This is a genomic window from Streptomyces regalis (genome assembly GCF_001509475.1).
GTDB classification, from domain to species: domain Bacteria; phylum Actinomycetota; class Actinomycetes; order Streptomycetales; family Streptomycetaceae; genus Streptomyces; species Streptomyces regalis.
This window is the reverse complement of sequence record NZ_LLZG01000301.1, coordinates 1-26,683: the sequence shown is the minus strand read 5'-3', so window position 1 is coordinate 26,683 and position 26,683 is coordinate 1. Positions and strand designations below refer to the sequence as shown.

The 26,683-nt window shown below is 71.2% G+C and carries 23 protein-coding genes and 1 pseudogene; 13 read left to right on the top strand and 11 right to left on the bottom strand.

The features are described from left to right. The first annotated feature begins 83 nt into the window (after positions 1–83). The 5 genes from ADL12_RS27130 (at position 84) to ADL12_RS27110 (ending at position 5,758) form a co-directional block, all read left to right on the top strand. Positions 84–851, top strand: coding sequence for a hypothetical protein (locus ADL12_RS27130; RefSeq protein WP_062706253.1), 768 nt, complete (start codon positions 84–86; stop codon positions 849–851). Further along, complete coding sequence (locus ADL12_RS27125) at positions 848–2,071, top strand: sensor histidine kinase (protein WP_062706250.1); 1,224 nt, start codon at positions 848–850, stop codon at positions 2,069–2,071. Before ADL12_RS27130 ends, ADL12_RS27125 begins: the two co-directional genes overlap by 4 nt. A gap of 366 nt (positions 2,072–2,437) precedes the next feature. Continuing rightward, positions 2,438–2,860, top strand: a complete 423-nt coding sequence (locus ADL12_RS27120) for an SH3 domain-containing protein (RefSeq protein WP_062706247.1) — start codon at positions 2,438–2,440, stop codon at positions 2,858–2,860. A 43-nt stretch (positions 2,861–2,903) separates the two neighbouring features. Next, entirely contained in the window at positions 2,904–4,286 is a 1,383-nt protein-coding gene (locus tag ADL12_RS27115; RefSeq protein ID WP_062706244.1) for an FtsW/RodA/SpoVE family cell cycle protein, read from the top strand. Then, on the top strand, positions 4,283–5,758 hold the full coding sequence (locus ADL12_RS27110) for a penicillin-binding transpeptidase domain-containing protein (protein WP_062706241.1): 1,476 nt from the start codon (positions 4,283–4,285) through the stop codon (positions 5,756–5,758). The genes ADL12_RS27115 and ADL12_RS27110 overlap by 4 nt, the downstream gene beginning before the upstream one ends. On the opposite strand, the gene ADL12_RS27105 is transcribed toward ADL12_RS27110, so the two are convergent. Beyond that, on the bottom strand, positions 5,735–7,702 hold the full coding sequence (locus tag ADL12_RS27105; RefSeq protein ID WP_079052306.1) for a sensor histidine kinase: 1,968 nt from the start codon (positions 7,700–7,702) through the stop codon (positions 5,735–5,737). The genes ADL12_RS27110 and ADL12_RS27105 overlap by 24 nt on opposite strands. A 167-nt stretch (positions 7,703–7,869) precedes the next feature. On the opposite strand from ADL12_RS27105, the gene ADL12_RS27100 reads away from it, so the two are divergent. Next, positions 7,870–8,361, top strand: a complete 492-nt coding sequence (locus tag ADL12_RS27100; RefSeq protein ID WP_062706235.1) for a DUF3291 domain-containing protein — start codon at positions 7,870–7,872, stop codon at positions 8,359–8,361. On the opposite strand, the gene ADL12_RS27095 is transcribed toward ADL12_RS27100, so the two are convergent. Both ADL12_RS27095 and ADL12_RS27090 read right to left on the bottom strand, forming a co-directional pair. Next, the gene (locus ADL12_RS27095; RefSeq protein WP_062706232.1) at positions 8,324–8,944 is read right to left on the bottom strand and encodes a Uma2 family endonuclease; all 621 of its coding nucleotides are present in this window, start codon (positions 8,942–8,944) and stop codon (positions 8,324–8,326) included. The genes ADL12_RS27100 and ADL12_RS27095 overlap by 38 nt on opposite strands. A gap of 81 nt (positions 8,945–9,025) precedes the next feature. Beyond that, positions 9,026–10,138 (bottom strand): ferritin-like domain-containing protein, encoded by a 1,113-nt coding sequence (locus tag ADL12_RS27090; protein WP_062706353.1) that lies wholly within the window; start codon positions 10,136–10,138, stop codon positions 9,026–9,028. 125 nt (positions 10,139–10,263) lie between these two features. Between ADL12_RS27090 and ADL12_RS27085 the strand changes: the two genes are divergently transcribed. The 4 genes from ADL12_RS27085 to ADL12_RS27070 all read left to right on the top strand — a co-directional run bounded on the left by ADL12_RS27085 (position 10,264) and on the right by ADL12_RS27070 (position 13,549). After that, on the top strand, positions 10,264–11,202 hold the full coding sequence (locus ADL12_RS27085; RefSeq protein ID WP_062706228.1) for an AurF N-oxygenase family protein: 939 nt from the start codon (positions 10,264–10,266) through the stop codon (positions 11,200–11,202). 129 nt (positions 11,203–11,331) lie between these two features. Then, positions 11,332–11,976, top strand: coding sequence for a TetR/AcrR family transcriptional regulator (locus ADL12_RS27080; protein ID WP_062706225.1), 645 nt, complete (start codon positions 11,332–11,334; stop codon positions 11,974–11,976). Between the two features lie 10 nt (positions 11,977–11,986). Beyond that, positions 11,987–12,289 carry a hypothetical protein gene (locus tag ADL12_RS27075; RefSeq protein ID WP_062706222.1) on the top strand — a complete coding sequence of 101 codons (303 nt, stop codon included), beginning with the start codon at positions 11,987–11,989 and terminating at the stop codon, positions 12,287–12,289. 102 nt (positions 12,290–12,391) lie between these two features. Next, on the top strand, positions 12,392–13,549 hold the full coding sequence (locus tag ADL12_RS27070; RefSeq protein ID WP_062706219.1) for a C40 family peptidase: 1,158 nt from the start codon (positions 12,392–12,394) through the stop codon (positions 13,547–13,549). Here the strand turns inward: ADL12_RS27070 and ADL12_RS27065 are convergent. From ADL12_RS27065 to ADL12_RS27045, 5 genes are read right to left on the bottom strand one after another with little or no spacing between them, the layout of a single operon-like run. Beyond that, positions 13,467–14,720 carry a styrene monooxygenase/indole monooxygenase family protein gene (locus ADL12_RS27065; protein WP_062706217.1) on the bottom strand — a complete coding sequence of 418 codons (1,254 nt, stop codon included), beginning with the start codon at positions 14,718–14,720 and terminating at the stop codon, positions 13,467–13,469. The genes ADL12_RS27070 and ADL12_RS27065 overlap by 83 nt on opposite strands. Before the next feature lie 30 nt (positions 14,721–14,750). Next, on the bottom strand, positions 14,751–15,395 hold the full coding sequence (locus tag ADL12_RS27060; RefSeq protein ID WP_062706215.1) for a GTP-binding protein: 645 nt from the start codon (positions 15,393–15,395) through the stop codon (positions 14,751–14,753). Beyond that, positions 15,376–15,795: a DUF742 domain-containing protein gene (locus ADL12_RS27055; RefSeq protein WP_062706212.1), complete on the bottom strand. Its 420-nt coding sequence runs from the start codon at positions 15,793–15,795 to the stop codon at positions 15,376–15,378. The genes ADL12_RS27060 and ADL12_RS27055 overlap by 20 nt, the downstream gene beginning before the upstream one ends. After that, the gene (locus tag ADL12_RS27050) at positions 15,792–16,295 is read right to left on the bottom strand and encodes a roadblock/LC7 domain-containing protein (RefSeq protein WP_062706209.1); all 504 of its coding nucleotides are present in this window, start codon (positions 16,293–16,295) and stop codon (positions 15,792–15,794) included. The genes ADL12_RS27055 and ADL12_RS27050 overlap by 4 nt, the downstream gene beginning before the upstream one ends. Next, positions 16,292–19,357, bottom strand: a complete 3,066-nt coding sequence (locus ADL12_RS27045) for a sensor histidine kinase (RefSeq protein WP_079052305.1) — start codon at positions 19,355–19,357, stop codon at positions 16,292–16,294. Before ADL12_RS27045 ends, ADL12_RS27050 begins: the two co-directional genes overlap by 4 nt. Positions 19,358–19,723: 366 nt before the next feature. Here ADL12_RS27045 and ADL12_RS27040 point away from each other — a divergent pair, with 366 nt between their 5' ends. Continuing rightward, entirely contained in the window at positions 19,724–20,512 is a 789-nt protein-coding gene (locus ADL12_RS27040) for a protein phosphatase 2C domain-containing protein (protein ID WP_062706347.1), read from the top strand. A gap of 60 nt (positions 20,513–20,572) precedes the next feature. Here ADL12_RS27040 and ADL12_RS27035 read toward each other — a convergent pair whose 3' ends face one another. Next, on the bottom strand, positions 20,573–21,085 hold the full coding sequence (locus ADL12_RS27035) for a MarR family winged helix-turn-helix transcriptional regulator (protein WP_062706206.1): 513 nt from the start codon (positions 21,083–21,085) through the stop codon (positions 20,573–20,575). Positions 21,086–21,283: 198 nt separating this feature from the next. On the opposite strand from ADL12_RS27035, the gene ADL12_RS27030 reads away from it, so the two are divergent. Continuing rightward, complete coding sequence (locus ADL12_RS27030; RefSeq protein ID WP_062706203.1) at positions 21,284–22,114, top strand: lysozyme; 831 nt, start codon at positions 21,284–21,286, stop codon at positions 22,112–22,114. A gap of 82 nt (positions 22,115–22,196) precedes the next feature. Here the strand turns inward: ADL12_RS27030 and lon are convergent, their stop codons facing one another. Beyond that, a complete protein-coding gene (lon, locus tag ADL12_RS27025; protein ID WP_062706200.1) occupies positions 22,197–24,611 on the bottom strand; it encodes an endopeptidase La in 2,415 nt (804 codons plus the stop codon). A gap of 170 nt (positions 24,612–24,781) precedes the next feature. On the opposite strand from lon, the gene ADL12_RS27020 reads away from it, so the two are divergent. After that, a complete protein-coding gene (locus ADL12_RS27020; RefSeq protein ID WP_062706197.1) occupies positions 24,782–25,576 on the top strand; it encodes a GNAT family N-acetyltransferase in 795 nt (264 codons plus the stop codon). 12 nt (positions 25,577–25,588) lie between these two features. Here ADL12_RS27020 and ADL12_RS51055 read toward each other — a convergent pair. Continuing rightward, positions 25,589–26,359 (bottom strand): annotated as a pseudogene (locus ADL12_RS51055) (rhomboid-like protein); the annotation flags it as partial. Positions 26,360–26,683: the final 324 nt, after the last annotated feature.

Genomic DNA, 26,683 nt, shown 5'->3' with positions numbered 1-26,683 from the left:
CGTCCGCCCACCGGGTGCGCAAAAAGGACTTCCGTACGAATAGTGTGTACGGGCCTACGACCGTCCCCGGCCCCAGGAGAACCGTGCCTCGCAGCCGCCCCACCCGCACCGTCGCGCTCAGTGCCCTGGTCGCACTGCTGCTGGCGGCGGCGACGGCCTGCGGTGACGCCGGGGGGCTCCAGGGCGCGGGCCCGACCGAGACCGCGGTCAGCCCGGACAAGCTCTGGCCGCAGCTGACGCCGGCGTCCAGCCCCGCCTATGAGATCGGCGAGGTGAACAGGGCGACCGTGAAGGGCGTCACCGTCCCCGGGGGCGACATCCGCGACGTGGACCCGGTGGCGGTCGTACGCAAGGAGATCGCGGCGAACCGGGACGACTACGACGGCCAGGACGCGCCGTACCGGCAGACCGGCCGCCTGATGGCCGAGTGCGCCACGGGCCCCGGGCGCGGCAGGTGCCCGGTGCTCCAGCCGTACTACCGGGATCTGACCGGCGACGGGCACCCCGAGCTGACTCTGGGCTTCCGGCTGATGCCCGGCAAGACCATCGCGGTGCGCGTCTACACCGTCGAGAAGCGCAGGCTCGTGCAGGTGATGGAGTGGGACGACGCCATCAGCGGCGTCGAGCTGGCCGGCCGGTCGGTGATCCTGCGCTCGCCGTCCGAGGTCGCGGGGTACGAGTACCGGCTGCAGTGGACCTGGGCCGCGGACCAGAAGGCGATGCTGCTCACGCACGACGAGATGCTGCGCACCGGGCACCGCAAGAAGACGACCCACCCGTCGCCCTCGCCGTCGCCCTCACGTTCCGCCTCGCCCTCCCGGTCCGCCTCCCCCTCGGCGAGCACCCCATGAGGCTCGCGCTCCCCCAGTGGGCCGGCACGCTCGCCGTGAAGGCCGCCGTCTTCATCACGGTGATGTGCTGCGCGCTCGCGGCGCTGCTCGGGATCCTCGTGCACGTCTCGGTGACGAACCAGACCGTCGGCCAGGCCCGCGACCTCGCACTGTCCCGGCTGCAGGACGCGACGGCGGCGTTCGAGGCCGGGGACCCGCTCGGCCACGGCATCCGTCTGGATCCGCCGGAGCTGCCGGAGTCGCTGCGGGAGCTGGCGGTGGCCGGGGAGCGCGGCACGATGGTCGCCGACCACCACGGGCGCCCCACGATGTGGGCGGCGGGGCCGGCCGACGGCGAGCGGGCACTCACGGTCGAGGTCGACTACTCGCAGCAGGCGCGCACCATCGAGGGGCTGGACCGGGCGATCCTGTGGTCGTCGGGGCTGGCGATCGGGGCGACGCTGCTGGTGGGCGCGTTCGCGGTGACCCGGGTGACGCGGCGGCTGCACGCCACGGCCCAGGTGGCCCGGCGGATCAGCCGCGGCGACCTGGACGCGCGGGTCGACGATCCCCGTACGAAGGATCCGACCAGGCCGCAGGACGAGGTGGCCGCCGTCGCCGCCGCCCTCGACTCGATGGCGTCGTCGCTGCAGAGCAAGCTGCTGTCCGAGCAGCGGTTCACGGCGGACGTGGCGCACGAGCTGCGTACGCCGCTGACCGGGCTGCACGCGGCGGCCGAGCTGCTGCCGCCCGGGCGGCCGACGGAGCTGGTGCGGGACCGGGTGGCCGCGTTGCGCACGCTGACCGAGGATCTGCTGGAGATCTCGCGGCTGGACGCCGGGCGTGAGCGGCTGGAGTCGGACGCCGAGCCGCTGGCGGCGCTCGCGGAGCGGGTGGTGCGCGGGTCCGGGACCGACACGGAGGTCGTCGTCGTACGGGACGTCGTGGTGGAGACCGACCGGCGGCGGCTGGAGCGGGTGCTGGGGAATCTGGTGGCGAACGCGCACAAGCACGGGCGGGCGCCGGTGTCCCTGACCGTGGACGGGCCGGTGGTCACCGTGCGGGATCACGGTGACGGCTACCCGGATTACCTCGTCGCGCACGGTCCGCAGCGGTTCCGCACGGAGGGCGGAGCCAAGGGGCACGGCCTGGGGCTGACCATCGCGTTGGGGCAGGCGGAGGTACTCGGCGCGCGGCTCACCTTCGCCAACGCGGCGGACGGCGGGGCCGGGCCCTTCTGATGGATCTCCGTGGAAGAAGGAGCGGCGTTCGGTGCGTGCGATCGGCGTGCGGCGTGGAGGGTCATGTGGCGGAGCCACCTGGCCCTTCACGCCGTGCGGCGAGCGTGCGTGCCGGGCGTCGCGACGCCGCGGAGATCCATCAGAAGGGCCCTAAGAGCTCGGGTCCACCGGCTGTTGTCGGCTGCGGGTTGTGGGGGTTTGTCGCGCCCACGCGGCGGAGCCGCATATCGACGCTGCCCCGCGCCCCTGAGCGTGCGCCCCTACGGGGCGCTGCGCTCCTATGGTCCAGCTTGGCGCGCGACCCCGCCGATGCGCTCTTAATGTGGCGATTAGTCAGGTTCGTCACCCCTCTCCTGGAGGTACCCCATGGCCCTGCGCTCCCGCTTCGCCATATCCATAGCCGCCGGCGCTCTCGCCCTCGCGGCCGCCGCCACGCCTGCCGTCGCCGACGACGACTGGGAGGCCCAGGGGACTTCGAGCGAGTCCCAGGAGGACTTGGGCGGGACGGGACCTGACCCCGAGGGGGGCTGGGGCGGCTCGGGCAACGACGGCCGACGCTTCACCACGGGGCGCGTCACCGCGAGCACCCTGCTGCTGCGCAGTGCGCCCAACCGGGGCAGCCAGGTGATCCGGGTCGCCCACCGGGGCGACATCGTCAGAATCTTCTGCAAGACGCCGGGCCAGCCGATCCAGGGCAACCCCCTGTGGTATCTGCTCGCGGACGGCACCTGGGCCTGGGGGGCGGCCCGGTACATCGACAACATCGGGGCCGCGCCGCGCTGGTGCTGAGCCGTAAGGCACACAAGACGGACTATTTGGGTAAGTTCCGGGCATGACCAAGGCCGGAACCACCCTGGTGGCAGCGGACACGCCCGCACCCGCCGTACCGCTCCCCCGGCGCCGTGGCATCGAACTGGCCCTCATCGTCGTGGCCGTCCTGCTCTCCGTGTACGGCTACTGCGCGGTCGGCCTCGCCAAGAGCGGCACCGTCCCGCCCGGTGCCGCCGGTTACGGCGCCGGGCTCGGCGTCCTCGCGTTGGTCGCTCATCTGGCGGTGCGCCTGCGCGCCCCCTGCGCCGACCCGGTGCTGCTGCCGATCGGCGTGCTGCTCAACGGCCTCGGCCTGGTCCTGATCTACCGGCTCGACCTGGAGACACCGGGCGACCGGGCGGCGCCCGCCCAACTCGTGTGGTCCACGCTGGGGGTGGCGCTGTTCATCGTGGTCGTGCTCCTGCTGCGCGACCATCGGGTGCTCCAGCGCTACTCGTACGTCTGTGTCGTCGCCGCTCTCGTGCTGCTCACCCTGCCGATCTTCTTCCCGTCCGTGAACGGCGCCCGCATCTGGATCCGGATCGCCGGATTCTCCATCCAGCCCGGCGAGTTCGCGAAGGTGCTGCTCGCGGTGTTCTTCGCGGCGTACCTGGCCGCGAACCGCAGCGCGCTGGCGTACACGGGCCGCCGTGTGCTCGGGATCGACCGGCTGCAACTGCCCACCGGGCGCGTCCTCGGCCCGATCGTCGCCATCTGGCTGCTGAGCGTGGGCGTGCTCGTCCTCGAACGCGACCTGGGCACATCCCTGCTGTTCTTCGGCCTGTTCGTGGTCCTGCTCTACGTCGCCACCGGCCGCACCGGCTGGATCGCGCTCGGCCTGCTGCTCGCGGCGCTCGGCGCGGTGGCCGTCGGCCAGCTGGAGCCGCATGTGCACAGCAGGGTCGAGGACTGGCAGCACCCGTTCGCGTCGATCGACGCCGGTCAGGGCCCCAACCAGCTGTCCCAGTCGCTGTTCGCCTTCGCGGCGGGCGGCATGCTCGGCACGGGACTGGGCCTCGGCCACTCGATCCTGATCGGCTTCGCGGCCAAGTCGGACTTCATCCTGGCGACGGCCGGGGAGGAGCTGGGCCTGGCGGGCCTGTCGGCGATCTTCCTCCTCTACGGCCTGCTGGTGGAGCGCGGCTACCGGGCGGGCCTCGCCCTGCGGGACCCCTTCGGCCGGCTGCTCGCGGTGGGGCTCGCCTCGATCCTGGCGCTCCAGGTGTTCGTGATCGCGGGCGGGGTGACGGGCCTGATCCCGCTGACGGGCATGGCGATGCCGTTCCTGGCGCAGGGCGGTTCCTCGGTGGTCACCAACTGGGCGATGGTGGCGCTGCTGATCCGGGTGAGCGACAGGTCGCGCAGCCGGCTCGGCGTTCCCCAGGGCGAGGAGGCCGTCCGATGACCCGGCACATCCGCCATGCCGCGTTCTTCTGCGCCCTGCTGCTGGTCGCGCTGCTCGTGAACGCCACCCGCCTGCAGGTCTTCGAGGCCTCCTCCTACGACGGCAACATCGCCAACCGCCGCGCCCCCATCGCCCGTTACGGGCAGCCGCGCGGCGACATCCTGGTCGGCAGCGAACCGGTCACCGGATCCCACGACACCGGCGAGCACCTCCGCTACGAACGGACCTACGCCAACGGCCCGATGTACGCCCCCGTCACCGGCTTCGCCTCGCAGGTGTACGGCACGTCGCTCCTGGAGCACACCGAGGACGGCGTCCTGTCCGGCACCGACCCGCTGCTCTCGCCGTTCCCGCTGTGGAACGACCTCGCCCGCGACCGCAACCCCGGCGGCGACGTCCTCACCACCCTGCACCGGGGCGCGCAGGAGGCGGCGTACGAAGGGCTGGCCGGCCGCAAGGGCGCGGTGGCGGCGATCGAACCGGCGACCGGGCGGATCCTGGCCCTCGTGTCCGCCCCGTCGTACGACCCGTCCGTGCTGTCGGGGAACGGCTCGTCCGTGGCGCGGTCCTGGAAGTCGCTGAACGGCGACCCGGACAAGCCGATGCTCAACCGGGCGGTGCGCAAGACGTATCCGCCGGGTTCGACCTTCAAGGTGCTGACCGCGGCGGCGGCGCTGGACTCGGGTGTGGTCCAGGACCTGGACGAGCCGACCGACTCCCCGGATCCGTACCGCCTCCCGGGCACCAGGACCTCGCTGACGAACGAGTCCGAGGGCTGCGAGGACGTTCCGCTGCGGAAGGCGTTCGAGTGGTCGTGCAACACGGTGTTCGCCAAGCTGGGTGTGCGGGTGGGGGCGAAGCGGATGGCGGCGACGGCGCAGGCCTTCGGCTTCAACGACGCCGACCTGAGGATCCCCTTCTCGGTCGCCGAGTCCACCTTCGACCCGAAGGTGGACCGGGCGCAGCTCGCCCTGTCGTCGATCGGCCAGTACAACACCCGGGCCACCCCACTGCAGATGGCGATGGTCGCGGCGGCCGTGGCGAACGGCGGCAAGGTGCGCTCGCCCTATCTGGTGGAGCGCACGACCCGGGCGAGCGGCGCCACGGTGTCGACCGGCGGGGCCGGCCCGGTGCGGCAGGCCATGCACCCGTCGACCGCCGTACTGGTCAAGCAACTGATGGCGGACGCGGTGCGCGAGGGCACCGGCACGAACGCCTGGATCCCCGGTGCGACGGTCGGCGGCAAGACCGGCACGGCCCAGCACGGCCTCGGCAACTCCGGGACGCCGTACGCCTGGTTCGTCTCCTGGGCGAAGGGCGACCGCGACCTGGAGCCCAAGGTCGCGGTCGCGGTGGTGGTGGAGGACGCCGACGCGGACCGGGGTGAGATCAGCGGGGGCGGGGACGCGGCGCCGATCGCGCGGGCCGTGATGAAGGCGGTGCTGAAGTCATCCTCGGGCGACGGCAGTTGACGTCGACTCCTGGATCAGGACGGCCGGCAGGGCGACGTAGGCGGTGACGCCCGTGCCCTGGGTGGGGCGGAGCTCGACGTGGGCGCCGAGGCGGGTGGCGAGAGCGCCGACGACGTGGTGGCCGAGGAACCGGGTCGGGGCGGTGTGCAAGGAGTCGCCCTTCCCCGACAGGACGGCGTTGGACTCGGCCAGGCGCTCCGGGGTCATCCCGATCCCCCGGTCCACGACGGCCAGGCAGTACTCGCCGCCGTCCCGCCAGCCGTAGACCTCGACGGGCTGCTTGGGCGGGCTGAACATCAGCGCGTTCTCCACCAACTCGGCGAGCAGGTGCGACAGTTCGGCGACACAGTGGCCCCGGACGCCGCACTGCTGGATGTCGACGGCGGCCACCCGCCGGTACTGCTCGACCTCCGCCACGGCCGACCGCACCACGTCGGCGACGGCGACGGTGCCCTTCCAGGACCGGGCCGGCGACTCCTCACCGGCGAGTACCAGCAGGGACTCGGCGTTGCGGCGCATCCGGGTGGCCAGGTGGTCGAGTTCGAAGAGCTCGGCGAGGGCGTCCGGGTCGAGTTCCTGGCTCTCCAGGGTGGTGATCAGGCCGAGCTGCCGGTTGAGCAGGCTCTGGTTGCGGCGGCCGAGGCTGGCCAGGGACTCGGTGCTGGTGCGGCGCAGGACGGCCTGCTCGGCGGCGAGTCCCACGGCGGTGTCCTCGACGTTGCGCAGGGCGGCGGCCAGGCGGCTGATCTCCCGCGCGCCACCGGGCGGCCGGGGTTGCGCGAACTGCGGCGTGGGCGGCGTGTCGGGGTGGGCCTCCTGGATCCGCCGGACGGCCTCGGGCAGCCGGCTCCCGGCGACGGCGTCCGCCTCGTCGGCGAGGGCGCCCAGCGGCCGGGTGATGGAGCGGGCCGAGAAGACGGCGAGCGCGACGGCCACGGCGAGGATCAGCGCCCCGAGCGCGAGGAAGCCGCCGAGCTGCCGGGTGGCGGCGGAACCGGCGTCGGCGGCGCGCGCCCGGACGTCGTCCCCGACCGCCCGCTGCACGTCGTGCAGGTCGTCGACGAGGGTCGTCATGTCGGCCCACCAGCGGCCGGGGGCCACGGCGAGAGCGGACCCGTCGGCACCCCGCTCGGCCCGAGCCTCGTATCCCACGACCCGACGCGCGGCGGTCGTACCGAAGGCGTCGTCGAGCGCGGCCTCCTCTCCCCCGCCGGCGAGTTGCCGGAACTGCCCCAGCGCGGCCACCCGGGCCGCCCGGACCTCCGTGAAGTCGAGGTACTCCCCGGCGCGGAACCGCCCGGCCGCGAACACCCCGTTGAGGGAGCCGCGTTCGAGCGCGACGGCCTCCGTGGCCCGGGCGAGGGCCTGGAGCGCCTGCACGCCCTGCGCGATCCGCCGGTCGCCGTCCGGGGCACCGGCCGACTCGGCGTCGATGAGGGCGGTGACGGTCTCGGTGTACGTCCGCAGGGTGGCGGCACGGTCGGCGGTGCCGGCGTCGATGTCCTCGCGGGTCTCGGTGAGGGCGGCGAGGGGCACGTCGGCGGCCCACAGCGCCGAGACCGCGGCGTCCGGCAGCGCACCGCTCTCCTCGTCGAGCGTGGCACGCAAGGCGTCCCGTGCCTTGTCGGTACGGCCGCGCTGCGCGGCGACGTCGTCGCGGTACCCCTCCTCACCCGCCAACAGCCCGTTGGTCAGCCCGCGTTCGCGCTGCACCTCCCGGACGAGTCCCTGCGCCCGCAACAGCACCCCGACATGCGCCTCGGTCTCCCGGGCGGCGGACCAGTCGGCGGCCCGGTCGGCGACGCCGAGCCCGATCAGAGTGAGCAGCAGGCAGGTCGGAACGGCCAGCACGATGGCCATCCGGCCGCGGATGGAGTTCCACCCGGGAAGGCCGGCCGGGCGGCGGACGATGGAGCGAAGGGTGGTCAGTACTTTCCCCGTCATGCCCGGTGAGGCTACGGCCGGGCCGGTCAGGGCTTGGTTTCCCGTCCGTAAGACGCCGGTACACAGGTACTCACGCACACGCCCTCCCGGTTGTGAAAGAGGGACATGTGCCCACGTACTGAGACGCACCCTGGGCCTGCGACCGCGCCCGACCTATCGTTCGGTCCATGACGCCATCGACCGCCCCGGAAGCCGCCTACGAACTCGCCCAGGTCAACATCGCCCGCCTCAAGGCCCCGCTGGACTCCCCGCAGTTGAAGGACTTCGTCGACAACCTCGACCCCGTGAACGCCGACGCCGAGGCCGCCGACGGCTTCGTGTGGCGGCTGAAGGACGACTCCGGCGACGCGACCGACGTGAGCGTCTTCGGCGACGAGTGGCTGATCATCAACCTGACGATGTGGCGCGACACGAACGCCCTGACGGCGTACATGTACCAGGGCCGTCACCGCGAGATGCTGGCCCGCCGCCGGGAGTGGTTCGAACGGGTGCAAGAGGCGATGACGACCCTGTGGTGGGTCCCGGTGGGCCACCGCCCGACGGTCGCGGAGGCGGAGTCCCGCCTCCTGCACCTGCGCACCCACGGCCCGACGCCGTACGCGTTCACCCTGCGGACGTCGTTCAGCCCGAGGGAGGCGCAACCGGCGGCCGCCGGTTGACAGCGGTGAGGTCGATGGTGAGGGGGAACGGAACGGTCAGCTTGAGCCGGTCATGGTGAATGCCGGTGCTGACGTACGTGTTCGTGGCCGGATCGATCTCGTACGTGTAGACCACGGGCAGACCGTCGTTGCCTTCCTCCACCCGCCAGAAGTATGGAATGCCCGCCGCGGCGTACTTGCGCGGCTTGGCCTCTCGATCGCGTTCCTCCGAGTCCTCAGAAACGACTTCGACTGCAAGGATGACGGCCTCGGAGTGGTGCCAGGTCTGGTGCGGGCCAGTGTCAGCGTCCGCGCGGTACACCAGCACGTCGGGCTCCGGCCGGTTGCGCCGGTCGAGCTTGACGCTGAACTCCCGATCGACGTCGTACGCGTCGGGCGCCTGGCTGAGCAGGGCGTACTCCAGAAGCCGGATCGTACGCAGGTGAAAGCGGGTCTGCGGACTCACGAAGACGAGGCTCCCGTCGATCAGCTCCGTGTGCGGAGGAAGATTCGGGAGCCGGTCCAGGTCGTCCGCCGTCCAGCCGCCTTCGGGCGGACGGGGCCACTCATAGTCGTTCAGCCCGTACTCGCGTGCGGCGCTCATGATTACTCCCATGCGGCGGAGTCTGCCTGGCACAGCCAGCGTACCCATCCGAATATGCCGATCCGCCCATCGATCGAGTGATCAACCAGCCAGGTGTTGCCCCTCCTCGATCGCCCCCTCCACCTCCGCCACCCGCTCCCGCTCCTCCACCGCGAACCGCTCGGCGTCGAGCTTCTCGGCGATCTCCTCGTCCTGGGCCATCAGCAGGTCCAGATTCGAGTCGCCCATCTCGAACACGCCCATGTCCACATAGGCCTGCTGGAGGCGCTCGCCCCACAGCCCTATGTCCTTGACGCAGGGGACTATGCGGGAGAAGAGCAGCCGGCGGAACAGCTGCAGAAAATCGGACCGCTCGCTGATCTGCTCCGCCTCGGCCTTCGGAATGCCGAAGTTCTCCAGGACCTCCACGCCCCGCAGCCGGTCGCGCATCAGATAGCAGCCCTCGATGACGAACTCCTCGCGTTCGCGGAGCTCGGCATCGGTCAGCTGCTTGTAGTAGTCCCGCAGCGCCATACGCCCGAAGGCAACGTGTCGCGCCTCGTCCTGCATGACGTAGGCCAGTATCTGCTTGGGCAGCGGCTTTTTGGTGGTGTCCCGGATCATCCCGAAGGCGGCCAGGGCAAGCCCCTCGATCAACACCTGCATTCCGAGGTAGGGCATGTCCCAGCGGCTGTCCCGCAGCGTGTCCCCCAGCAGCGACTGAAGGTTGTCGTTGATCGGATAGACCATCCCGATCTTCTCGTGCAGGAAGCGCCCGTAGATCTCGGCATGCCGCGCCTCGTCCATCGTCTGCGTCGCCGAGTAGAACTTCGCGTCCATGTCGGGCACCGACTCCACGATCCGCGCCGCACAGATCATCGCGCCCTGCTCACCGTGCAGAAACTGGCTGAACTGCCAGGAGGCGTAGTGCTTGCGCAGCTCGCCCCTCTCCCGCTCGTTCATCTTCGTCCAGTACGGCGTCCCGTACAGCGCCATCGCCTCTTCCGGCGTACCGAGCGCGTCGCACGGGTCGACCTCCAGGTCCCAGTCGATCCTGAGCTGCCCGTCCCACTGCTTGTCCTTGCCCTTCTGGTACAGGGCCAGCAGCCGGTCGCGGCCGTCGTCGTACTCCCAGCTGAAACGGGCCGCGCCGGTCGCCGGCACCGGCCAGAGAGGGTCTCCGGGATCGTTGGCGTACACGTCGAATGTCGGCATGTCCGGCAGGCTCACACGTGGTAGACGCGGGGTCAACAAGTCATGCGCAGGGGATTGACGGTCTTGCTGACAGGCAGTCTCATAAGACGCGGACGACGTACCCCCGGTAACAAGGTGAGGCACCGATGACGACCCTGACGGAAGCCGACGCGCTCGACGGACTGCGCGACGCACTCGGCCTGCTCAAGGACCGCGAACAGGTGGCCGAGCGCCTCCTCGTCTCGTCCGCCAAGCACTCCTTCGACCCCGACAAGGAGCTGGACTGGGACGCGCCCTTCGAGGAGGGCAAGTGGTTCTGGCCCCCGGAGCTGCTCTCGCTCTACGACACCCCCCTGTGGAAGCGGATGAGCGAGGAACAGCGCCTCCTGCTCTCCCAGCACGAGGCCGCCGCGCTCGCCTCCCTGGGCATCTGGTTCGAGATCATCCTCATGCAGCTCCTGGTCCGCCACATCTACGACAAGTCGGCGACCAGCGCACACGTCCGCTACGCACTCACCGAGATCGAGGACGAGTGCCGCCACTCCAAGATGTTCGCCCGCCTGATCTCCCACGGCGACACGCCCTGGTATCCCGTCAGCCGCACCCACCAGAACCTGGGCCGCCTCTTCAAGACGATCTCCACCACCCCCGGCTCCTTCACGGCGACCCTCCTCGGCGAGGAGGTCCTCGACTGGATGCAGCGCCTGACCTTCCCGGACGAGCGCATACAGCCCCTGATACGCGGCGTCACCCGCATCCACGTGGTCGAGGAGGCCCGCCACGTGCGCTACGCCCGCGAGGAACTCCGCCGCCAGATGATGACGGCCCCGCGGTGGTCCCAGGAGTTCACGCGGGTGACCTCCGGTGAGTTCGCGCGGGTGTTCTCGGTGGCGTTCGTGAATCCCGAGGTCTACACGAACGTGGGCCTGGACAAGCGGGAGGCGATGGCGCAGGTGAAGGCCAGCGGCCATCGGCGGGAGGTCATGCAGACGGGGGCGAAGAAGCTGACGGACTTCCTGGACGACATCGGGGTGCTGCGGGGGGTTGGCAGGCGGCTGTGGAGGTCGTCCGGCCTGCTCGCGTAGGGGTGGCTGGGCGGGCCCAAGGGGCGCGGGGCTGTATCGGTATGCGGCTCCGCCGCGTGGGCGCGATCAGCCACAACGCACCCCCAGCCGCCAAATCCCCGCACCCCCACGGCGACTAGGCTTCATCCCATGCCCGCCGCCCCCGCGTACCGCCGCCTGAGCGTCGAGGAACGCCGCAGCCAACTCCTCCACGCCGCCCTCACCCTCTTCGCACACCGAGCCCCCGAGGATGTATCCCTGGACGACGTGGCAGAGGCGGCCGGTGTGTCACGGCCACTGGTCTACCGGTACTTCCCGGGCGGCAAGCAACAGCTCTACGAGGCCGCCCTCAGGTCGGCCGCCGAAGAGCTCCAGCGCTGCTTCGACGAACCCCCGAACGGCCCCCTCCTCCCCCGTCTCGCCCGTGCCCTCGACCGCTACCTCACCTTCGTGGACGAGCACGACGCCGGATTCAGCGCGCTGCTCCAGGGCGGCAGCGTCGTGGAGACGTCCCGTACGACGGCCATCGTCGACGGCGTACGCCGCGCCGCCGCCGAGCACATCCTCAGCCACTTGGAGGTCACCGACCCCGGCCTCCGCCTGCGCATGACCGTACGGATGTGGATCACCGCGGTGGAGGCGGCCTCCCTCATCTGGCTCGACGAGGACAAGCAGCCCCCCGTCGAGGAGCTTCGGGACTGGCTGGTCGACCAGTTCGTCGCCGTACTCTCCGTCACGGCGGACCGGGACCCGCAGACCGCGGCACTGACGCAGAAGCTGACGGCGGATAGCTGAGACTGGTGCCGTGAAGAGCGAAGAGACCCCCTTCGAGGGCGGCCCCATGGACGGCCGCGTACTGCCGGTGCTCCTGGGCATCACGGGCCACCCGCCCAAGACGTACCGCATCCCCGTCCCCGACCCGCACGGCGGCCCGCCGACCGTCCTCGTCTACCACCGCGTACCCCGCACACCGGGCGGCCACGTGGGCCTGTCCCGACGCTGGAAGTACGAGTACGACCCCGAAGGGAAGCAGACCCGCCGACTGAACTGGCCGTGGTCCAGGCCAGGCGACACGCCGCAGCGCAAGCCGGACGCCACGGACGAGTGACACCGCTGCGCCGAACCGCGCACACTCGCCGCGCGAACCCGCCGCCCCCGTCTAATCCTCACGGTGTGGAGCAGAGAGCCTGTCCGCACCGGAGGTGATGACGTGTCAGGAAGACTTCTGCGTCTGGCATGCATGGCGGTGGCCACGGCGACCGCGACGACGGCCGCCACGCTCCTTTCACCGGCACCGCTCCTCGCACCGGCACCCGCAATGGCTGCCCCGGCGCCCGAGCCCCAAGCGCGTTCCACGGCCGGGCTCCTGACAGACCTTCAGCGCCTGTACCGCGAGGCCGAGCAGGCCACGGAGACCTACAACGCCACCGAGGACAAGCTGAAGAAGCAGCGCACCGAGGTGACGCGCCTGGACGCCGCCCTGGCCCGCGTCCGTCTCTCCCTGCACGACAGCCGAGCGGCGGCCGGCCGCCTGGCCCGCCAGCAGTACCAGAACACCACCGACATCTCCCCGTACGTACGCCTGCTCCTGGCCCGCGACCCCCAGCACGCCCTGGACCAGGGCCACGTCATCGCCCGGCTGGCACGCGAGCGCGCCGAGACGGTCGGCCGCCTGGCCGACAACGAGAAGAAGGCCGACGAGCTGGCCCGCCAGGCCCGCAAGGCCCTGGACGCCCAACTCGCCCTGGCCGAACGCCAGAAGAAGGACCGGGACGCCGTACGAAAGCGCCTGAAGAAGGTCGAGGAGCTCCTCGCCTCCCTCACCGCCGCGCAGCTCACCGCCCTGGCCGAGTTCGAGAAGCAGGGCGTCGCCAAGTCCCAGCGGGCCTTCATGGCGTCCGGCGCCCTCGCAGGCGACGACCACAAACCGTCCCGCGAGGCCGCCCGCGCCATCCGCTACGCCAAGAAGCAGGTGGGAAAGCCGTACAAGTGGGGCGCGGAGGGCCCGAAGTCGTACGACTGCTCGGGCCTGACATCAGAGGCATGGGCCCACGCCGGCACCCCGATCCCCCGCACGAGCCAGGAGCAGTGGGCGGAGCTCGACCGTGTCCCGCTGACCGAACTGCGCCCCGGCGACCTGGTCGTCTACTTCCCGGACGCCACGCACGTGGCCATGTACCTCGGCAAGGGCAAGGTGGTCCAGGCCCCGCGCACCGGCGAGAAGATCAGGATCTCGCCGATCGCGTCCAACCCGGTGCTGGGAGCCGTACGCCCGAGCCCGCAGGTCAGGTCCCCGAAACCTCCGCGAGGTAAGCCCCGGTCTTCTCCGGCTCATAAAAGTAGTTCTCGAAGTCGGACGGGTCATTGAAGCCGTTGGCGAACCGGTCGGCCACCGGCGGCAGCTGGCCCGCCGCGCCGATCAGGTTGAGGATGTGCTCCGGCGGCGGCGCCAGCATCGCGTTCGTCCACTTGGTCACGTGCTGGGCGGTGGCCCAGTACCGGTCGAAGGTGGCGCGCATCCACGCCTCGTCGAACTCCTTGTCCCCGTGCTCGACGATCGAGGCGAGGTAGGCGGCCGCACACTTGGACGCGGAGTTGGAGCCCTGCCCGGTGATCGGGTCGTTCGCCACGACGACGTCCGCCACACCCAGCACGAGCCCGCCGCCGGGCAGCCGCCCGATCGGGTTGCGAACGGTCGGCGCGTAGCGCCCGCTCAGCACGCCGCCGGCGTCCGTGAGCTCGACCTTGGTCGCCCGCGCGTGCTCCCACGGCGTGTACTTCTCCATGAGTTCCAGGGTCAGGGAGAGGTGCTCCGCCGGGTCCTTCACGCCGTCGAAGACGTCGAGCGGACCGCCGGGTATGCCCTCCCAGAACAGGATGTCCGCGCGTCCGGAGGTCGTCAGACACGGCATGACGAACAGCTCGCCGACGCCGGGGACGAGGTTGCAGCGGACGGCCTCCGTGTCCGGGTGCTCCGGACGCGGGCCGAGACCGTGGACGTACGACACGGCGAGCGCGCGCTGCGGCTCGCTGTACGGGGACCTCTCCGCGTCCCGCCCGAACATCTGGACCAGCTCACCCTTGCCGGCCGACACCAGCACCAGGTCGTACGTACGGGAGAAGTAGTCGAGGTCGCCGACCGCCGCGCCATGAATGACCAGCTGCCCGCCGCGCTGGGCGAACGTCTCCATCCAGCCGGCCATCTTCACCCGCTGGTCGACCGACTGCGCGAACCCGTCGAGGTGCCCCATCCAGTCGATCGCCCGCGCAGCGGGGCCCTCGCCCCAGGAGCCGGGGGCCGCCACCGAGACGCCGAGTCCTTCGATCTTCGGGGCCTGGGACTCCCAGAAGTTCAGCTGGAGATCGCGCTCGTGCTGCAGTGCCGTGTGGAACATGCACTGGGTGGACATGACCCGGCCGGAGCGGATCTCGTCCGCCGTCCGGTTGGACATCAGGGTGACCTCGTACCCGTGCGACTGGAGTCCGAGGGCGATCTGGAGTCCGGACTGGCCGGCTCCGACGACGAGTATCTTCCGCATGCGGGTGGTGTCTCCTACGGGGATCGGGGACTACTCAGGGGTGACGTCCAGTGCGTGGCCGACGAGAGACAGCAGAGTCTCGATGACGGAGATCCGCCGCCGCGCATCCATGATCATTACAGGTATGTGCGCGGGGATCGTCAACGCCTCCCGCACGTCCTCCGGCTCGAACCGCTCGCTGCCGTCGAAGTGGTTGACGGCGACGACGTACGGCAGTCCGCAGCTCTCGAAGTAGTCCAGCGCCGGGAAGCAGTCCTTCAGCCGCCGGGTGTCGGCCAGGACGACCGCGCCGATCGCGCCGCGCACCAGGTCGTCCCACATGAACCAGAACCGCTGCTGGCCCGGCGTGCCGAACAGGTAGAGCACCAGGTCGTCGTCGAGCGTGAGGCGGCCGAAGTCCATGGCCACGGTGGTGGTGAGCTTGCCGGGCGTCGAGGTGAGGTCGTCGGTCTCCTCGCTCGCCTCGGTCATCAGCGCCTCGGTCTGCAGGGGCGTGATCTCCGAGACGGCGGTGACCAGCGTGGTCTTGCCGACGCCGAAGCCGCCGGCCACGACTATCTTCGTGGCGATCGGGGCTCGGGTCCGGTCCGTCTGCCAGGGCTGTTCGGGCCCCTCTACGGCTTCGGCGAGGAGCGGGGAGACACCGCGAGCGGCGTCAGAGACGACGGAGTCCACTGAGCACCCTTTCCAGCAGAGCGCGGTCCGGCCGGCCCGTGCCGTGGCCGGTTCCCGTGCCGTAGACCCGGATCTTTCCCTGGTCCGCGAGGTCGCTGAGGAGCACGCGGACCACGCCGAGCGGCATCTTCAGCAGCGCGGCGATCTCGGCCACCGTGCGCATACGGCGGCACAGTTCGACGATGGCCCGCATCTCCGGCATGACCCGGGTGTTGAGGGAACCATTCGTCAGTTCCTTGCGCTCCTGAGGCGCCTCCAGCGCCGCCACGAGCGTCTCCACGAGGAGGACGTGGCCGAAGCGGGTCCGGCCGCCGGTGAGCGAGTACGGGCGCACCCGGGCGGGCTTGCGGTCGCCGCCGCGGACGGGGAGCTGGGGCCTGTTCTTCGGGGCATTGCTCATCGGGTACTCCCTGCGGACGCGGTCTCGAGGGACTTCCGTAGCTCGCTGCGGAGTTCGGGAGTGAGGACGTGGCCGGCGCGGCCGACGAAGAGCGCCATGTGGTAGGCCACCACGCTCATGTCGCAGTCCGCGGAGCCGTGCACGCCGAGCAGCGAGCCGTCGCTGATGGACATCACGAACAGGCTGCCCTCGTCCATCGCGATCATCGTGTGCTTCACGCCGCCGAACTGCATCAGCTTGGCGGCGCCGATGGTGAGACTGCCGATGCCGGAGACGACGGTGGCGAGGTCGGCGGAGGAGCCGCGGGGGCCGGTGGGCTTGTCGTTTCTGGCTTCCCTGGCCTCCGTGTTTCGGGCGTGGTCCGAGGAGAGCAGGAGCAACCCGTCGGAGGAGACCACCGCGACTGACTGGATGCCCGGCACCTCCTCGACCAGATTCGTCAACAACCAGTGCAGGTTGCGGGCTTCACTGCTCAGTCCGAAGGTACTGGGCGCGGTCAACTGCTTGCCTCCTCGACTGTGCCCCCCGTGGCTGCGTCGGATTCACTGCTGGGTTTTCTGTTCTGGCCGGTCTGTTCGGCGATCTCTGCCTGTACGTCGCGGTAGCCGGCCTGCGCTCCCTGGCGGAAGCCGCCGAGCCTTCTGCGGAGGGCTTCGGCGTCCACGCTGCCGGTCCGCTGGCGCGGGGCCTGGGCGGGTGCGGTGATCTTCGGGGTGCGCTTCGGGAGGCCCTTGTCGGTGAGCGGGTCCTCGTCCGGGGTGCGGGTGTGTTCCGCCTCGGCTTCGCCTTCGGCGGATTCGTTCCCACCCTCACCGCCCGTGCGGGCATCGTCGTCAGATCCGGGTGGCCCCTGTGGGGCGTCCTCGCCGTCGGCGGCTGCGGGTGCGTGGGGCGTCGGGTCGGCCGTCGCGGAGTCGGGACGCGTCGGATCGCCCGTCACCGAGCCGAGACCCGCCGAGGTACCCGCCACCGAGCCGAGACCCGCCAGATCGCCCGTCACCGAGCCGAGACCCGTCAGATCGCCCCTCACCGAGCCGAGACCCGTCGGATCGTCCGTCACCGAGCCGGGACCCGGGGAGGCGCCCGTCACCGAGCCGGGACCCGTGGAGGCGCCCGTCGTCGAGGCGGGACGCATCGAGTCGCCCGTCGTCTGTGCCGGGATCAGGAGTTCCATCGTGGTCTCGGCGGGGTGCTCCCGCTCCTGGTCAGGGCCAGGAGGTGCCGTCCGCTGTGCGGCTTCGTCGGCTTCCTCGGCGTCCCCGCCCTCCCGTACGGCCTTCTCCGCCAGCGCGACCAACGGGTCGTCGTGGTTCGAGCGGCCGCGCAGGACGTTGGAGTTGGCCTCCGCGTCGGCGCCCGGCAGGGAGAAGGTGTGGGTGCCGGTGTGGTGCGGTGACTCCGAGGGGACCGCGGCCGAGGGGGCGGCCGCCAGCAGGCCCCTGGGCAGGACCGCGACCGCCGCGACGCCGCCCTGCTTCTGCTCGCGGAGCTGGACGCGGACGCCGTGGCGGTGGGCGAGGCGGGCGACGACGTAGAGGCCGAGGCCCAGGCCGTCGTCGCCCTCCTGGTCGTAGGTGGCCTCGGGGTCGAAGTCGGCGAGGCGGGAGTTGAGGCGGGTCATGCGCTCGGCGGTCATGCCGATGCCCTCGTCGTGGACGGAGAGCATGACCTCACCGCTCTCCAGCAGCCAGCCGGAGACCTCGACGGGCAGGTCGGGCGGGGAGAACGCCGACGCGTTCTCCATCAGCTCGGCCAGGAGGTGGGAAAGGTCGTCGGCGGCGAAGCCCGCGACATGCGCGTGCGGCGGGAGCGCGGCGATACGGACCCGCTCGTACCGCTCGATCTCGCTGACCGCCGCACGGACGACGTCGACGAGCGGCACCGGTCCGGCATGCTGCTGGACGTGTTCGCTGCCGGCGAGGACGAGGAGGTTCTCGCTGTGCCGGCGCATGACCGTGGCGAAGTGGTCGAGCTTGAAGAGCGTGGCGAGCCGGTCGGGGTCCTGCTCGCGCTCCTCCAGGCTCTCGATGACGGTGAGTTGCCGCTCGACGAGACCGAGGGTGCGCAGGGCGAGGTTCACGAAGGTACCGCCGATGGTGTCCCGCACCCGCTCCAACTGGGCGGCGGAGTCGGCGAGTTCGGTGCGCAGCTCCTCGCGGGCGTCGGCCATCTTCTGGCGCTGGCCGACGAGGTGCCTGCGGTCGGCCTCCAGGGTGGTGATGCGCTCGTAAAGGCCGACGGCGTGCGCGTGCAGGGCGTTGACGGAGTTGACGACCTGGGCGAACTCGTCCTTGCGGCCGGTGAACTTGACGGGCTCCTCAGCCGCCGGGTCCTCGGCCTGGGCGAGCCGGGCGGAGCCCAGCCGCAGGACGGCGAGGGGCCGGGTGAGGCTGCGGGCCATACCCGTGGCGACGCCCACGGCGAGCAGCATCAGGGCGCCGAGGATCGCGATCCGGATCTCCAGCGCGGTGACGTCGTCGTCGCGGAGCTGCTCCAGGGCCTTGGTGCGGCGGTCGTAGAGCGCGGACTCCGCGCCGCGCATCAGGTCGACGCGGGCGGAGAGGGCGGCCTCGGCGCGCTGGGTGTTGGTGGCCAGGTCCCGGTCGGAGAGGGCTGCCTGGTCGGTGAGGGCGGCGAGATGGCGCTCGGCGGTGGTGACCTCGGCGCCGGTGACCGTGGAGTCGTACGAGGTGCGCGCGCTCTTGGGTGCGGTGTCGCGGAAGTCGGTGAGGGCGGCGTCGGAACGCAGACGGGCCTGCTGGGCGGCGGCGCTGAGGGCGGCGCGCTGCTTGGCGTCGGCGTCCGAGGAGGTCTTCCGGGTGCTCGCGAGGCCGGTGATCGGGTCGATGACGGTCTCGGTGGTCGTCGGCACACTGAGGGCGGCGAGCAGCAGCCCCCGGGCGGCGGCGGCCTGCTGCACGGCGGAGTCCAGCTCGGCCAGGGCGTAGGTGCCGGCGCCCGCGCGCGGCGGCATCTGCTCGGCCAGCTGCTCGGCGAGGCGGTGGAGTTCGGTGATGGTGACCGAGTAGGCCTGGTGCGTTTCCAGCGCGGTGCTCTTGCCGGTGAGCGCGGCCCTGCGCAGCGTCGCGATGCCGTCGAGGTCGCCGCGCAGCGAGGCGGGCGTGTCGGTGTCGGCGCGCAACTCCTCGACCTGCCGGTCGACGCGGACGCTGCGCTGCTCGCTCGGCGCCTTGGACTTGGGCCGGCCGGCGGCGATGTACGACGTGACTTCGTCGCGTTCGTCGGCGAGGGAGTGGGCGAGCGTGAGCGCGTCCTCGGTCTGCTCGGCGAGGGTCACCAGCTTCTGGGAGTCGTGCAGTTGCCCGGAGGCGGCGACGACCGAGGGGACACCGGCTCCGGCGATGGCGGCGGCCACGACGGCCACGGCGACGATCAGCCGGTTCCGTACGTGAGTCGGGCGCCCCTTGCCGGCGGGTGCGACGTCGGTCGCTGTGCCGTTCGTCGTGCCGTTCGTGGTGCCGGGCGTGGACTGCGCGCCCCTCGCGGAGGACGTCTGCTTGCCTGAGCGACGAGGCCGCATCTTCTGCACCGGTGCTCGCATTCCTGACTCGTGATACCCATGGGTCCGAGTGACGCTCCGTCAACTACAGCCGACTGTACGTACACTCGATGCGGTTCCCGACCCTCCCAGTGCCGGTGGGCAGCGGCCGCGCATCACCTGACCCGCCACCCGAAGGAGTGAACCCCGGAGGAGAGTTGGCGGGCAAGTTCCTCCGGCGCGTGCACATGCCTTGCACGGCGGGCCGGTTGGACGTCCGCGGCAGGCGATGGCAGTATTCGCCGCCACGCCCTGCCGGAGCGAACCATTCCACCCCAAATCAGGCGCCTGACCTGCGCCGCTGCACCCATCCGGCGACCGATGCAACCCCTTCGCGAACCTTGTGAAGGCCTCGTGCAGACTGGCCGGATGCGAACAGAGCTTGTTTCGGAGCCCGGCGACCGCGCCCGCCCCAACGAGGACTTCGCGAGTGTCGGTCTTCCCGCCTCGGGACAGGGCGGCGCACTGGTGGTCCTGGACGGAGTGACCCCACCGAGGGGCGAGACGGGCTGTCTGCATTCCGTCCCCTGGTTCACCGCGCGACTGGGCGGAGCCCTGACCGAACTGACCGTTTCACTCCCTGATGTTCCCCTCGTCGACGCCTTGGCCCGCGCCATCGCACGTACCGCTGAGGCCCACGCCGAAACCTGTGACCTTTCTCACCCACGCACCCCACAGGCAACGGTGGTTCTGGCGCGGTGGTCGACGGAGGCGGTCGAGTACCTGATCCTGTCGGACTCGGCGCTCCTGGTGGAGTCACCGGACGGGGCGATCACGCCCTGCCTGGACGACCGGTTGTCGCGGCTTCCGCGCGCGTCGCTGGCCACGGACGCCTTGATCGACGCCCACATCCGCAACAAGGAGGGCGGCTTCTTCACGGCCGCCGCGGATCCGTCGGTGGCGGGGCGCGCGGTGACGGGGGTGCTGGCGCGGGGAGACGTGCGGGCGCTGGCCGCGCTCACGGACGGGGCTACGCGGTGGGTGGAGACGTTCCGGGAGGGGGACTGGGGGGACTGCTTCCGGCTCCTGCGGAAGGAGGGGGCGCGGGAGCTGGTGGATCGAGTGCGGGGGCTGGAGCGGGCCGACGCGCAGGAGCGGACGTATCTGGGGCGGAGCAAGACGCATGACGACGCCACGGTCGTGTATGCGGAGTTGTGAGCTGGTCGGGGGCTCCGGGCATGCACCAGGCCAGGACCGTCCGACCAGCGCCCCTCGGGCCTACTTCTCCATCCCCCGGTTCAGCTGATTCAGCAACCGAGCCAGCTCCGCCACCTCACCCCGGTCCCAGTGGGACAGCTGCGCGACATACCGAGCCCGCCGCGCCTCCCGCACCTTGGCGACCCGCCCGCGGCCCTCGCCCGTGAGGTGCACGAGCCAGGCCCGCCCGTCGGCGGGGTCCGGCTCGCGGGCGACCAGGCCCAGGTCCTCCAGGGCGCGCAGCTGGCGGGACATCGTGGCCTTGCCGACGCCGATGTAGGCGGCGAGTTCCGTGGCCCGCATACGGCCGGACTCATCCAGTCGGACCAACAGCCCGTACGCCGCGGACTCCAGGTCCGGATGGACCTCGCGGGCCATCTCGCCCTGCTTGGCCCTGGCGCGCCGGAACAGAACCGTCAGCTCGCGTTCCAGGTCCAGGAATTCAGGCTGATCCATACCGCCAGCCGGCACTCCCCCAGAGGGGGCACCCCCGGATTCGGCTCTTTGTCCCTCGCCGTTTCCGTCTTCGTGCACGTCAGCCCCTGCCTCGATTTCCGGGTCCTAAAAGTTCCGCCCCCCGCCGTCATTGCCGCAGCTCCGCCAGTATTTCGCAGGCGTAGACCAACGGCAGCCCCCGGACCCCCTTCCACCTGCTCTTCCCCCAACCGTGACCCCCGCCCCCGCCCCAGCCCGTTTCCCCACCGAGCGTCACCGAGCCTTCGGAGGCACGCTATGCCCGTGCACAGACCCGAACTCCTCCGCCCCCAGCGCCCACACCTCGCCGGACTGCTGCTCGCAGCCGCCCTCTCCCTACTCCTCACCGTCCAGCCCTCTCCCGCATCCGCCGACGACACCCCGCCGCGTGGCTCCGCCCACATGGGGATGGGCGTCGAAGCCCACGACGGCGTGCACGGCGTCCCCGAAAACACCCTGGCCACGCAGACAGAAGGCGTGGACGTCTCCAGCCACCAGGGCGACGTCGCCTGGTCGACCCTGTGGGACAGCGGGGTCAAGTGGGCCTACACCAAGGCCAGCGAGGGGACGTACTACACCAACCCCTACTTCGCCGACCAGTACGGCGGCTCCTACGACGTCGGCATGATCCGCGGCGCCTACCACTTCGCGACCCCGGACACCACCAATGGAGCAACCCAGGCCAACTATTTCGTCGACCACGGCGGCGACTGGTCCCGTGACGGCAAGACCCTGCCCGGGGTCCTCGACATCGAGTGGAATCCGTACGGAGACGCCTGCTACGGCAAGACAGCGAGCGGCATGGTCACCTGGATCCGCGACTTCCTGAACCAGTACAAGGCCCGCACCGGCCGCGACGCCGTCATCTACACGGCCACCAGCTGGTGGAAACAGTGCACCGGCAACCACAGCGGCTTCGCCTCCGCCAACCCGCTGTGGATCGCCCGGTACGCGACGGCTGTGGGGGAGCTGCCGGCGGGCTGGAGCTACTACACCATGTGGCAGTACACGTCCTCCGGGCCGACCGTCGGTGACCACAACAGGTTCAACGGCACGCTGGACCGGGTGCGGGCGTTGGCCGACGGCTGACCGACGGCCGTACCGGCCGCCGTACGCCGAAGGCCCGGGCCTCCCTCACGAGAGCCCGGGCCTCCTTGTCCGGTTGCGTCCGTCACGCCGCGACCGGAACCTCCGGCGCCACGTCGCTGACGGCCGACGACAGCGCCAGCTCCAGGACCTGGCGGACGTCCGTCACGGCGTGGACGTCGAGCTTGTCCAGCACCTCGGCGGGGACGTCGTCCAGGTCGGGCTCGTTGCGCTTGGGGATGATGACGGTCGTGACGCCCGCCCGGTGGGCCGCCAGCAGCTTCTGCTTGACGCCGCCGATGGGCAGGACGCGGCCCGTCAGTGAGACCTCGCCCGTCATCGCCACGTCCGTGCGGACCAGGCGGCCCGACAGGAGCGACGCCAGCGCCGTCGTCATCGTGATGCCCGCGCTCGGGCCGTCCTTCGGCACCGCGCCCGCCGGGAAGTGGATGTGCACGCCCCGGTCCTTCAGGTCGGCGACCGGCAGCTCCAGTTCGGCGCCGTGCGAGCGGAGGAAGGACAGGGCGATCTGCGCGCTCTCCTTCATCACGTCACCCAGTTGGCCCGTCAGCGTCAGGCCCGCCGCGCCCGTCTCCGGGTCGGCCAGCGACGCCTCGACGAACAGCACATCACCGCCCGCGCCCGTCACCGCCAGGCCCGTCGCCACGCCCGGCACCGCCGTACGGCGCTCCGCCGGATCCTGGGCGGACTCGGGCACGTGGTGCGGCCGGCCGATCAGGCCGCGCAGGTCACCCTCACCGATCGTGAACGGCAGCTTGCGCTCACCCAGTTCGTGCTGGGCCGCGACCTTGCGGAGCAGCCGTGCGATCGAGCGCTCCAGGGTGCGGACGCCCGCCTCGCGCGTGTACTCGGCGGCGAGCTTGCGCAGCGCGCCCTCGTCGACGGCGACCTCGTCCGCCTTCAGCCCCGCCCGCTCCAGCTGGCGCGGGAGCAGGTGGTCACGGGCGATGACGATCTTCTCGTCCTCGGTGTAGCCGTCGAGGCGGACCAGCTCCATACGGTCCAGCAGGGCCTCCGGGATGGCCTCCAGGACGTTGGCCGTGGCGAGGAAGACCACGTCCGACAGGTCCAGCTCCACCTCCAGGTAGTGGTCGCGGAACGTGTGGTTCTGCGCCGGGTCCAGCACCTCCAGCAGGGCCGCCGCCGGGTCGCCGCGGAAGTCCGAGCCCACCTTGTCGATCTCGTCGAGGAGCACGACCGGGTTCATCGAGCCGGCCTCCTTGATGGCCCGCACGATCCGGCCGGGCAGCGCGCCGACGTAGGTACGGCGGTGGCCGCGGATCTCGGCCTCGTCGCGGACGCCGCCGAGGGCGACCCGGACGAACTTGCGGCCCATGGCGTGGGCGACGGACTCGCCGAGCGAGGTCTTGCCGACGCCGGGCGGGCCGACCAGGGCCAGTACGGCACCGCCGCGCCGGCCGCCGACGACACCGAGGCCGCGGTCGGTACGGCGCTTGCGCACCGCCAGGTACTCGGTGATCCGCTCCTTCACGTCCTCCAGGCCTGCGTGCTCGGCGTCCAGCACGCCCTTCGCGCCCTGGATGTCGTACGCGTCCTCGGTCCGTTCGTTCCAGGGGAGTTCGAGGACGGTGTCCAGCCAGGTGCGGATCCAGGAGCCCTCCGGGGACTGGTCGCTGGACCGCTCCAGCTTGTCGACCTCCTTGAGCGCGGCCTCGCGGACCTTCTCCGGCAGGTCGGCGGCCTCGACGCGGGCCCGGTAGTCGTCGGACTCCTCGCCGTCCTGCTCGCCGTTCAGCTCGCGCAGTTCCTTGCGGACGGCCTCCAGCTGACGGCGCAGCAGGAACTCGCGCTGCTGCTTGTCGACGCCCTCCTGGACGTCCTTGGCGATGGTCTCGGCGACGTCCTGCTCGGCGAGGTGGTCGCGCAGTTGCTGGGTGGCGAGCTTGAGACGGGCGACCGGGTCGGCGGTCTCCAGGAGCTCCACCTTCTGTTCGGTGGACAGGAAGGGCGAGTAACCGGAGTTGTCGGCGAGGGCCGAGACGTCGTCGATGGCCTGGACGCGGTCGACGACCTGCCAGGCGCTGCGCTTGCGCAGCCAGGCGGTGGCGAGCGCCTTGTATTCCTTGACCAGTTCGGTGACGTGCCCGGGCAGCGGGTCGGGAATCGTCTCGTCGAGCCGCGCCCCCTCGACCCACAGCGCCGCACCCGGCCCGGTCGTCCCGGCGCCGATCTTCACCCGGCCGCGACCGCGGATCAGGGCGCCCGGGTCACCGTCGGCCAGCCGGCCGACCTGCTCGACGGTGCCGAGCACACCGGTGCTCGCGTACGTCCCGTCGATGCGTGGCACCAACAGCACCCGTGGCTTTCCCGGCTGGGACCGGGCGGCCGCCTGCGCGGCCTCCACAGCGGCGCGTACATCGGCGTCGTTCAAGTCCAGCGGGACCACCATTCCGGGCAGCACGACCTCGTCGTCGAGCGGCAGCACGGGCAGGGTGAGCGGTGTGGACGTCGAAGCCATGATCTCCCCTTCGGCAGTCAAGTTGAGTTATGCCGACTCAATGCACGGGGCGGCTTGATTGTTCCCAGGCCCGAGTTCGCTGTGAGCGATCAGCCGCGCCACACACCGCGACCTCGGCTTTCGTGAATAAACGGTTGTCGGGGGCCTGTTCCTTCCCGCACCGTCTCCCCGTGACAGACACAGAGACCCTTCTCGCGGCCTACGACCACCAGATGCGCGGCGCGCCCCCGACTCCGCCCGCCGGTGTGACGTATGAACAGGACGGTCCGCTGCTGCGGATCGTCGGCGGATTCCGCGGGCTCGTCAGTGGCCCGCGCTCGCTCGGCGTACGCGGCGCCGAGCTCGACCGGCTCGTCGCCCGGCAGCGCGACTACTTCGCGGCGCGCGGCGAGGCGGTGGAGTGGAAGACCCGGTCCCACGACGACCCGGCCGACCTCACCGACCGCCTGCGCGCGGCCGGCTTCGTGCCCGAGGACCAGGAGACGGTGCTGGTCGGGCGGGCCGCCGCCATGGCCGTACGACAGCCCCTCCTGCCGGAGGGCGTGACGCTGCGCCGGGTCACGGCGGACGCGGACATGCGCCGCATCGCCGCGATGGAGTCGGTCGTGTGGGGCGGGGACCGGAGCTGGCTCGCCGACGATCTCATCGGCCGTGTCGCGTCCGCCCCGGACGAGATCGCCGTGTATGTCGCCGAAGCGGACGGCGAGGTCGTGTCCGCCGCGTGGCTGGTGTTCCGTGCGGGGACCGAGTTCGCGAGCCTGTGGGGCGGGTCAACGCCGGCCGAGTGGCGCGGGCGCGGTATCTACCGCGCGCTGGTCGCCACCCGCGCCGCCCTCGCGGTGACCCGCGGCGTCACGTACCTGCACGTCGACGCCTCCGACGACAGCGCGCCCATCCTGCGGCGGCTGGGCTTCGAGGCGGTGACGACGACCACGCCGTACGTGTGGTCGCCCGAGATCGGCTGACGGCGAGGCCTGCCAACGGCGCACCACCGGCCACATCGCGATCCCGATGGCCAGCGAGATCAGATGCCCCCAGTTGGTCAGCGGGTCCGTGAGATCGAGCAGGTCCTGGATCAGCATCCCGCCGAACAGCACCAGCACCGGCCACCGCAGCCACGGCCGCAGCAGCCCCGCCAGCGCGCCGAAGCTCGTGGCGACGCCGAAGCTGATGCCGTAGTCGAGGCGGTGCACTGAGCTGCCGGGGAGATGACCGACCAGCACCGCGAGCCCGACGGGGACTTCGGTCGCGAGGGTGGCCAGGACGTGGCCGAGCAGGAAGACGACGGCCGTGCGCGCGCCGCCGATCCGCCGCTCCAGCGCGGTCAGCACGAGCAGGAAGCAGAGCGTGTACGGCGCCATGATCCCGCCCGCGACCCACAGCGCACTGGCGATCAGCACCACCACGGGCGTCCGCAGGAGGTGCGCCACATCGGTGCTGGAGCCCTGGTGCAGGGCGTGGACGAGGGCGGGGTCGGCGTAGGCGGCGATCAGTGAGGTGACGGCCAGTACGGCGGCGTAGGCGCAGGTGAAGGGGGTTCCGGTGGGGGTGGGGAGCAGACGCCAGGGGTGGAAGGCGCGGATTCTGGACGCAGCAGCCTCGGTGACCTGGGTGGCCGCGGCGGGCTCGGTGATGGCCGGCGCCGGGGATGGCGCAGGAGCGGCGCTCAGGGGTCCGCGCTGACGGGGCAGCCCGTCCAGCAGCCCGGCCACCTCGGGCAGGCCCGCGTCAGCACCAGTCCGTTCCACGGTGAGGCGCTCCTTCCGTTTGCCTCACCCTCGGGCCACCGCCCGCCCATGTCTGTGATCAGCGCCACACGACAGCAGATTCTCAGCACCCTCTCAAGAAGATCTGGCGTCCTCTCAAGGAGCTCACACCTCCGCCGGCAACCCGGCTTCATCACGCGCGTCCTGACCGGCCTGCTGCGTGGTGTGCGTCAACCTGGAACGGCCTGACTCGCCCTCTGCCGTAAACCGTTACCAAGAGCCTCAGTGGTTCTCAGCAATCCTGGCGTTTCCGCCCGGAAGGTCCGTACCGCCCAGCTCGGCGGCTTACGGTCCGCGCTTCAGCGA

Coding starts and splice junctions, on each gene's coding strand:
- ADL12_RS27125 (WP_062706250.1), top strand. CDS start 848: ATGAGGCTCGCGCTCCCCCAGTGGGCCGGCACGCTCGCCGTGAAGGCC.
- ADL12_RS27120 (WP_062706247.1), top strand. CDS start 2,438: ATGGCCCTGCGCTCCCGCTTCGCCATATCCATAGCCGCCGGCGCTCTC.
- ADL12_RS27115 (WP_062706244.1), top strand. CDS start 2,904: ATGACCAAGGCCGGAACCACCCTGGTGGCAGCGGACACGCCCGCACCC.
- ADL12_RS27110 (WP_062706241.1), top strand. CDS start 4,283: ATGACCCGGCACATCCGCCATGCCGCGTTCTTCTGCGCCCTGCTGCTG.
- ADL12_RS27105 (WP_079052306.1), bottom strand. CDS start 7,702: ATGACGGGGAAAGTACTGACCACCCTTCGCTCCATCGTCCGCCGCCCG.
- ADL12_RS27100 (WP_062706235.1), top strand. CDS start 7,870: ATGACGCCATCGACCGCCCCGGAAGCCGCCTACGAACTCGCCCAGGTC.
- ADL12_RS27095 (WP_062706232.1), bottom strand. CDS start 8,944: ATGAGCGCCGCACGCGAGTACGGGCTGAACGACTATGAGTGGCCCCGT.
- ADL12_RS27090 (WP_062706353.1), bottom strand. CDS start 10,138: ATGCCGACATTCGACGTGTACGCCAACGATCCCGGAGACCCTCTCTGG.
- ADL12_RS27085 (WP_062706228.1), top strand. CDS start 10,264: ATGACGACCCTGACGGAAGCCGACGCGCTCGACGGACTGCGCGACGCA.
- ADL12_RS27080 (WP_062706225.1), top strand. CDS start 11,332: ATGCCCGCCGCCCCCGCGTACCGCCGCCTGAGCGTCGAGGAACGCCGC.
- ADL12_RS27065 (WP_062706217.1), bottom strand. CDS start 14,720: ATGCGGAAGATACTCGTCGTCGGAGCCGGCCAGTCCGGACTCCAGATC.
- ADL12_RS27055 (WP_062706212.1), bottom strand. CDS start 15,795: ATGAGCAATGCCCCGAAGAACAGGCCCCAGCTCCCCGTCCGCGGCGGC.
- ADL12_RS27045 (WP_079052305.1), bottom strand. CDS start 19,357: ATGCGAGCACCGGTGCAGAAGATGCGGCCTCGTCGCTCAGGCAAGCAG.
- ADL12_RS27040 (WP_062706347.1), top strand. CDS start 19,724: ATGCGAACAGAGCTTGTTTCGGAGCCCGGCGACCGCGCCCGCCCCAAC.
- ADL12_RS27030 (WP_062706203.1), top strand. CDS start 21,284: ATGCCCGTGCACAGACCCGAACTCCTCCGCCCCCAGCGCCCACACCTC.
- lon (WP_062706200.1), bottom strand. CDS start 24,611: ATGGCTTCGACGTCCACACCGCTCACCCTGCCCGTGCTGCCGCTCGAC.